This is a genomic window from Desulfobacteraceae bacterium (genome assembly GCA_022340425.1).
Lineage (GTDB): Bacteria > Desulfobacterota > Desulfobacteria > Desulfobacterales > JAABRJ01 > JAABRJ01.
In genome coordinates, this window is record JAJDNY010000121.1 from 1 (window position 1) to 6,396 (window position 6,396).

Genomic DNA, 6,396 nt, shown 5'->3' on the forward strand with positions numbered 1-6,396 from the left:
GGGTGAATGCCGTAGAGCACCTCGGTCTGGGCCATGACGAAGATTTCCTGCGAAAAGACGGCGGCGCCGCCCCAAAAGAGCTGCCTCCCAGAAGCCATGATGGCCGGCAGGGCCCCGGCCGAGGACCGCGACGCAGTGAAGCCCAGACGGTCTTGCTCGCGAACGCGTCAGCGATGACAAAGTGGTAAGTCAAAAACCAGACGGTTTTGAAAAAAGTTCAAGTTACGGCGCATAAATCTCAGCGGCGTGAGACGTACTCCTTTACGCCGCAGCGACTTCGAGATGCAGCGTAACGCGGAAATTGAACTTTTTGCGGAACCGTCAGCGATGGGCTTCCGCCGCCACCAACCGCGTCAGCTCGGCCAGGGCCTCGGGCAGACTGTCGTTGACCACCACGTGGCGGTAAAGGTCCTTTTGGGCCATCTCTTCGCGGGCGCTAACCAGCCGTTTTTCGATCACCTCGAGGCTGTCAGTGCCGCGCTTTTCCAGCCGTTCGCGAAGGGCCTCAAGGGACGGCGGCATGATGAAAATCGTGACGCAGTCCGGGTACATCCGCAGAATCTGGCGGGTTCCCTGGACATCGATATCCAGCAGAACGTCCTCGCCGGCGGCCAGGGCCCGGTCCAGAAAGGCCGCCGAGGTCCCGTAATAGTTTCCGTAAACCTCCGCCCACTCGGCCCAGCCGCCTTTTTCGAGGCGTGCGCAGAAATCTTCGCGGGAGATAAAGAAATAATCCACCCCATCGCGCTCTCCCTTGCGCGGCGACCGGGTGGTGGCCGAAACGGAGTATTTCAGGGCCGGAAAGCGCTCCCGCAGGGCCTGGCAGAGGGTGGTTTTGCCGGCACCGGAGGGTGCCGAAAGGATGAAAAGCGTCCCCCGGCGACGGTTAAACGGCGGCTCCCCGCGATGTTCTGGTGGCGTTTGATCGCTTGTCATAATCCAAACCCGGGCGGCCCGCCCCCCCGGATCCGCGCTGGCTTTCAAGACCCGGCCCATGTCAAACGCCCGCGGGCCGCAACCGCGGACGGCGGCGGGCTATTTGGCCGCCTGGGAGTCCTTGAGGCTCAAAAAGCGCTGGGAGATGGTTTCCGCCTGAATCGCCGAAAGAATGATGTGGTTGCTGTCCATGATGATGATCGAGCGCGTCCGGCGGCCGTGGGTGGCGTCTATCAGGCGCCGGTCCTCGCGCGCCTCATCCTTCAGACGCTTCATGGGCGCCGAGTTGGGGGAAACAATGGCCACCACCCGTTCGACCACCGCGGTGCTGCCAAAACCGATATTCAAAAGGGTCTGTTCCATCGCACCTCCCGCAGCCTATTCCACATTTTGGACCTGTTCCCTTATTTTTTCAAGTTCGCACTTAACCTCCACCACCAGGTGGGCGACGCTTGCCTTTTCGGTTTTGGACCCCATGGTGTTGAATTCGCGGCCGAATTCCTGCAGCAGAAAATTCAGCTTGCGCCCCCCGGGCTCGGCCGCGGCCATGGCGGCGCGAAACTGCTGAATATGGCTGCGGGCGCGCACGATCTCCTCGGAGATGTCGCTGCGGTCTGCCAGAAAGGCGGTCTCCTGGGCGATGCGGGCCGGGTCGAGTTCCACGAGGCCCTGGGTCAGGGCTGCGATCCGTTCCCTCAGCCGGGCTTGATAGTGGTCCAGCAGGCCGCCGGAGGCCTGGGCGATCTGCTCCAGCCAGGCTTCGATGCGCGCCAGACGCTCCCGGAAATCGTCCGCCAGAAAGCGGCCTTCGGCGCGCCGCATGGCAACCAGGGTCTCCAGCGCCTGATCGATCACGGCACCGATCACTGCCCAGTCCGCTTCGAGATCCCGGGCCGCCTCGGCCGGTTTGATCAGCTCCGGGGTTGCGGCCAAGAGCTCAAGGCCGACCTCCCCCTGCAGGTCCAAGGCGGCCTTCAGCCGGCGCAGGGCATCGCAGTAGGCCGCGGCCCTGGGAAGGTTGACCTCGAAGGCGTTGGCGGCTTCGGAGGCATCCCGCAGGGTCAGTTTGAGCTCCACCCGCCCCCGGGCCAGGTGCTGCGAAAGACGCGCGCGGATCTTGTCTTCCAGCGGGTGGTAGCCGTGGGGCAGGCGCAGGACGGCATCCAGATGCCGGCTGTTGTAAGTTCGAATTTCAACGCCGACGGTCAGGGCCTCCACGGTTTGCTCGGCCCGGGCGAAGGCGGTCATGCTGTTAATCATCTTTGATTTCCAGTTGATAGCGCCGGCGGACCTGTTGCAGAAACCCCAGCAGGGTTTCCCCGGCGTAATCGGGGTAGGTCCAGGGGAGGCGCTGAAAAGCGCCCTGGGTGTATATCAGGGTCAAATCGGCGTAGATCCCTTTGGTCAGATAGATCCGGTGGGTAAAATCTTTGCCGCTTGCGAGCACGAAGCGCGCCGGCACAAGCAGCCCCGGGTCGATGTTGACCCGCCGCCGCCCATCGGTGAGATGGCGCGCCTCGAGATCGTTGGTGGCGAGCTTGATGTCGGCCAGGTGATCCTGGGCCACCGGGGTTTTGAAGGTCAGCATGCGGCGCACCAGGGGGCGCCCCATTTCGGCTTCATAGTAGGCGGTAAAATCAAAGGCAAGCCAGCGGCTGACAGTCTCCAGCGGCCCGAAAAGCCCCTCCAGCGCGACGGCCAGTTGCGGCAGCAGCTCCCTTTCCCGCATGATCAGGCTGACCACCAGTTTGGCGGGGGCCGGCGGCCGGGGTCGGCTCATGACCGCGCCCCCTGCGAAGAGCGGCAGCGGCGACAACCGTCAGTCATCGAGCGGCCTGGCCTCTTCGACCAGCATGATGGGGATATCGTCCCGGATTTCATACACCAGGCGACAGGCCTCGCAGACCAGCCCGTCACCGGCCTCGTTGAGTTTGATCGGCCCCTTGCACTTGGGGCAGGCCAGAATCTCCAGCAGGTCCGGTTCAATCGGCATAACGGTTTGGCTCCTGTGGCGTCGGTTGTGGATCGGGTCTGTCATGGTTGGCTTCCTATAGCAGACCTGGCGACGGCATGCAAAACAAAACCCGAAAACCGCGAGGCTGGGCGGCCATGAAAGCCGACTTGGGGTCCGCGGCCCCTGCCAGCGCAAGACCTGCCCAATCCGACCGGACCTTAGAAGCGTTGCAAAGGCCGCAAACCACGGAAACGAACTGATTTTGACTCGAAGCCGGCAATCGGCTATAAGGGCTTCGGTAAAAAATAATTGCATATTTTGCTTGTCTTGCGGTCCGGCTCAGGCTTTTGTGAAGTCAATTTTTTTGACGCGGGCCGGGCGTGATAGCTGGTCCAGACCAACTGCCGGATCGTCACGCTCGGCGTCGAAAGCGGCAACAAACGCATTTGAAGGAAGGTCATGCGCCGGCACATATCCAGTACCGCAATCCAGAAGGCGATTCAAACCACCGAAACCCATGGCCTGCGCACCTCTGTGTTTCTTATGATCGATCTGCCGGGGGAAACCCGCGAGGATCTCCTGGACACCATCCGGCTGATGGCCGAGGCCCAACCCGGCCGCTACCGCTGGACCTTCTTCTACCCGTTCCCCGATACGGACGTCTACCCCTTGACCGCCCGGTTGGGATATATTGACCGTGCCGACATATCCGGCATGCAGAATTTTACCGACCGCTCCTGCCTGGATTTCGGCAAGGATTGCGCCACTACGCGGTAAAGTGCAACCGCTTGATGGGGTCATTTCCGATTACTTCATCAAAGAACCTTAGGGAAGGGGGCCATGGTACCGGCCCCTGTTCTCCAGTCGGCAAGAAGAATCGGGGTCAGGATGCGGTCATGCCATTGGAGCGGTCAGCATGATCCGATTGGCGGAAAATGCCGCCGCCTCCCGCGGGGGAATCAGTACGGGCGATGCAAAAGATCAAAACCTTATTTTCTGCTGCTGCCTGCGCCATGTTGTATGGCCGCCCCCGACGCCCAACCCGCCCGCTGGAGGGCTTTTTTAAGGATATCAGAAAAATTCTGGTGGTCCGGGACGACCACATCGGGGATTTGATCTGCTCGCTGCCGGTTTTCGAGGCGTTGAAAAAGGCCCTGCCGGACGCCCGGACAACCCTTGTGGCCTCTATCTACAATGCCCAAATCGCGGAGGGCAATCCCTTTATCGATCACATTCTGCACTACCCCAAGCACAAACACAGCACCCATGGCCGTCGCTACCTGTCCGCTTGGAAGCAGTACCGTTTTTTGAAATCATTGCGGGCCAAAGGTTTCGACCTTGCCATCGGTCTGCGCTCCCATTTCAGCCGCCGCCAGGGACAGATCGTCTATGCGTCCGGCGCCCCATACCGGCTGGGGCATATCCCCCAGCGAAAGCGCTACCGCCATCTCACCTTCTTCTACAATATCCCGGCGGCAAATCCCCGATCCCACAAGCATGAAGTGGAAAGAAGCCTGGATGTCGTCCGCTCGATCGGAATCGACTTGGCAAAGCCTTTTCCAAAGGTCAAAATCGATGCGTCCAGCCGGCTTTTTGCAGAATCTCAGGCAAAACGCCTGGGGATCGCGGGGTTCCCCGGTATCGGGTATCACATCAGCAATCGGGATAGGGTGAATTGCTGGTCGATGGACAATTTTTCGAAGTTGATTCACCTGCTCCGAGAAAAATACCCCAACGCCTGCCACATCATCACCCATGCCCCGGATGACCGCAGCCAGGCCCTCGGCCTGGCGGCTGCGGGGGGCGCGGGGTGCCACGCCATCGAGACCAGCACGATTAAAGAGGTCGGCGCTTTGCAGCAGAAATGCCAGCTTTTCGTGACCGTCGACGGGGCCCCCAACCACCTCTCCGCCGCCCTGGGGATTCCCACCCTGACCCTTTTCGGCGGGTCAGACCCGATCGTGTGGGGGCCCTGGGGCCCCCGCAATCGGGCCATCAAAAAAAGCGACCATATCAATGAGATCACGCCGCAGGATGTTCTGCAAAAAGCGGTGGAGATGATCGACAACCGGAACCCGCGTTAAGCACCCATGCCCGAGCCGAGAAAACACGACTTCGCGATCCACGAACTCCTGATGGTACTCGGTCTTGCCCTGGTAATTTTCAGCATCCCATTGGACCACACAAAATCCATAGAACTGATTGGAATCGCTCTCGCTTTTGTGGGATGGCTCTGGCACCGCTTCATGATGGGCTTTTCATCATTGAGGGACAACCCTTTGTTGCTTCCCTTGGGCCTGTTTTTTATCACCATCATCATCTCTTTTTTTTTCTGTTTGGATATTGAATATTCATTTAAAAATCTTTATCGGGAATTTCTATCCTACACGGTCTTGTTTTTTGTGGCGGTGGATTTGACCTTCAATAAAAAAAATCTTCCCGTTTTAATCCTGTTGTTTTTGGCCTCCAATATCGCGTCTATCTTAATTTATCTATTCCAATTCTATGCGAACGGTTTTGTTTTAGAAAAATTCTTGAGTTCTTTTGCCATAGGAGAATTTCTGAGCATCGGAAAATCCCATGGCGCGACTTATTTTCTCTTTGCCGCCATATTTTCCTTCACCGCCTTTTTTCACGTCAAAAAACCGGGTGTCTTCCTCCTGATTTCAACCCTGACCGCCCTCAATTTTTTCATGCTTTTCGTGGCGGACCAACGCGGGGCCCTTTTGGGGTTGCTGTTTGCGCTTGTTTTGCATTTTGCGCTTTTCAAAAACGACCGGAGAAAGTTCATACGGGTTTCCTCGGCGGTTTCAATCTGCACGGTGATATTCATTTTCGCCACCCCCATCAAATCAAAGCTCGTTCATGAGGACTGGTCCAAAATAATGAGGCTAAATTTTTCCGAAGATTACACCCGAGGCAACGACAGCACCCAAATCCGGGTTTTCGGTGTCAAGTATTTTTGGGAGTACTTAAAGGAGCACCCCTTTACAGGCGTTGGTTACGGCCGGAAGAACATCAAAATTATCGAAGAGAGATTTCAAACCATAGAAAAATTTGATATCTCAGATGCCCACAACGTCTTCGTCAACATGGCCGTCTTTTTAGGACTCCAAGGTCTGCTGGCCTTCACCTACCTGGTTTGGGCGCAATTCAAGACCGTTTGGCGGGCAATCCGGATCGCGTCCGACAACCTTGAAACCTACTTCTTGAAGGCCACTCTTTTGTACATGACTGCCTTTTTTGTCAGGATCCAATTCAGCGACATGTATCGCCACGGTTCGGCGTTTAATTTTTGGATCATCCTCGGAATGGCCGTTGGATTGGCACTTCAATACAGAGCATCCTCGGAATCCGCTCAAAGGACCTCCGGTGATGGGTAAGTCTTACACCCTGCTGCGATTTCTCCTGGGTTTCACCCCCCGGCCAACGGCGGATCCCTCCCAGAGAAATTTTGCCCGCATTTTGGCCATTTCGACCACGGCGGTCGGCGACACGGTGCTCTC

General features: G+C 57.9%; 8 protein-coding genes. 3 read left to right on the forward strand and 5 right to left on the reverse strand.

Annotated features, from left to right (window positions below):
• Window positions 1-321: 321 nt before the first annotated feature.
• From gmk to LJE63_10350, 5 genes are all read right to left on the reverse strand, one after another.
• Window positions 322-936, reverse strand: a complete 615-nt coding sequence (gmk, locus tag LJE63_10330) for a guanylate kinase (protein MCG6907009.1) — start codon at window positions 934-936, stop codon at window positions 322-324.
• A 99-nt stretch (window positions 937-1,035) separates the two neighbouring features.
• Window positions 1,036-1,299 carry a DUF370 domain-containing protein gene (locus tag LJE63_10335; protein ID MCG6907010.1) on the reverse strand — a complete coding sequence of 88 codons (264 nt, stop codon included), beginning with the start codon at window positions 1,297-1,299 and terminating at the stop codon, window positions 1,036-1,038.
• A gap of 15 nt (window positions 1,300-1,314) precedes the next feature.
• A complete protein-coding gene (locus LJE63_10340) occupies window positions 1,315-2,196 on the reverse strand; it encodes a YicC family protein (GenBank protein MCG6907011.1) in 882 nt (293 codons plus the stop codon).
• On the reverse strand, window positions 2,189-2,716 hold the full coding sequence (locus LJE63_10345) for a DUF4416 family protein (protein MCG6907012.1): 528 nt from the start codon (window positions 2,714-2,716) through the stop codon (window positions 2,189-2,191). Before LJE63_10345 ends, LJE63_10340 begins: the two co-directional genes overlap by 8 nt.
• A 39-nt stretch (window positions 2,717-2,755) precedes the next feature.
• Entirely contained in the window at window positions 2,756-2,929 is a 174-nt protein-coding gene (locus LJE63_10350; protein ID MCG6907013.1) for a Trm112 family protein, read from the reverse strand.
• Between the two features lie 420 nt (window positions 2,930-3,349).
• Here LJE63_10350 and LJE63_10355 point away from each other — a divergent pair, with 420 nt between their 5' ends.
• The 3 genes from LJE63_10355 to LJE63_10365 all read left to right on the forward strand — a co-directional run bounded on the left by LJE63_10355 (window position 3,350) and on the right by LJE63_10365 (window position 6,273).
• A complete protein-coding gene (locus LJE63_10355) occupies window positions 3,350-3,667 on the forward strand; it encodes a hypothetical protein (GenBank protein ID MCG6907014.1) in 318 nt (105 codons plus the stop codon).
• A gap of 194 nt (window positions 3,668-3,861) precedes the next feature.
• Window positions 3,862-4,974 (forward strand): glycosyltransferase family 9 protein, encoded by a 1,113-nt coding sequence (locus tag LJE63_10360; protein MCG6907015.1) that lies wholly within the window; start codon window positions 3,862-3,864, stop codon window positions 4,972-4,974.
• A 6-nt stretch (window positions 4,975-4,980) separates the two neighbouring features.
• On the forward strand, window positions 4,981-6,273 hold the full coding sequence (locus LJE63_10365) for an O-antigen ligase family protein (protein ID MCG6907016.1): 1,293 nt from the start codon (window positions 4,981-4,983) through the stop codon (window positions 6,271-6,273).
• The last annotated feature ends 123 nt before the right edge of the window (window positions 6,274-6,396 follow it).

Coding starts and splice junctions, on each gene's coding strand:
- gmk (MCG6907009.1), bottom strand. CDS start 936: ATGACAAGCGATCAAACGCCACCAGAACATCGCGGGGAGCCGCCGTTT.
- LJE63_10335 (MCG6907010.1), bottom strand. CDS start 1,299: ATGGAACAGACCCTTTTGAATATCGGTTTTGGCAGCACCGCGGTGGTC.
- LJE63_10340 (MCG6907011.1), bottom strand. CDS start 2,196: ATGATTAACAGCATGACCGCCTTCGCCCGGGCCGAGCAAACCGTGGAG.
- LJE63_10345 (MCG6907012.1), bottom strand. CDS start 2,716: ATGAGCCGACCCCGGCCGCCGGCCCCCGCCAAACTGGTGGTCAGCCTG.
- LJE63_10350 (MCG6907013.1), bottom strand. CDS start 2,929: ATGCCGATTGAACCGGACCTGCTGGAGATTCTGGCCTGCCCCAAGTGC.
- LJE63_10355 (MCG6907014.1), top strand. CDS start 3,350: ATGCGCCGGCACATATCCAGTACCGCAATCCAGAAGGCGATTCAAACC.
- LJE63_10360 (MCG6907015.1), top strand. CDS start 3,862: ATGCAAAAGATCAAAACCTTATTTTCTGCTGCTGCCTGCGCCATGTTG.
- LJE63_10365 (MCG6907016.1), top strand. CDS start 4,981: ATGCCCGAGCCGAGAAAACACGACTTCGCGATCCACGAACTCCTGATG.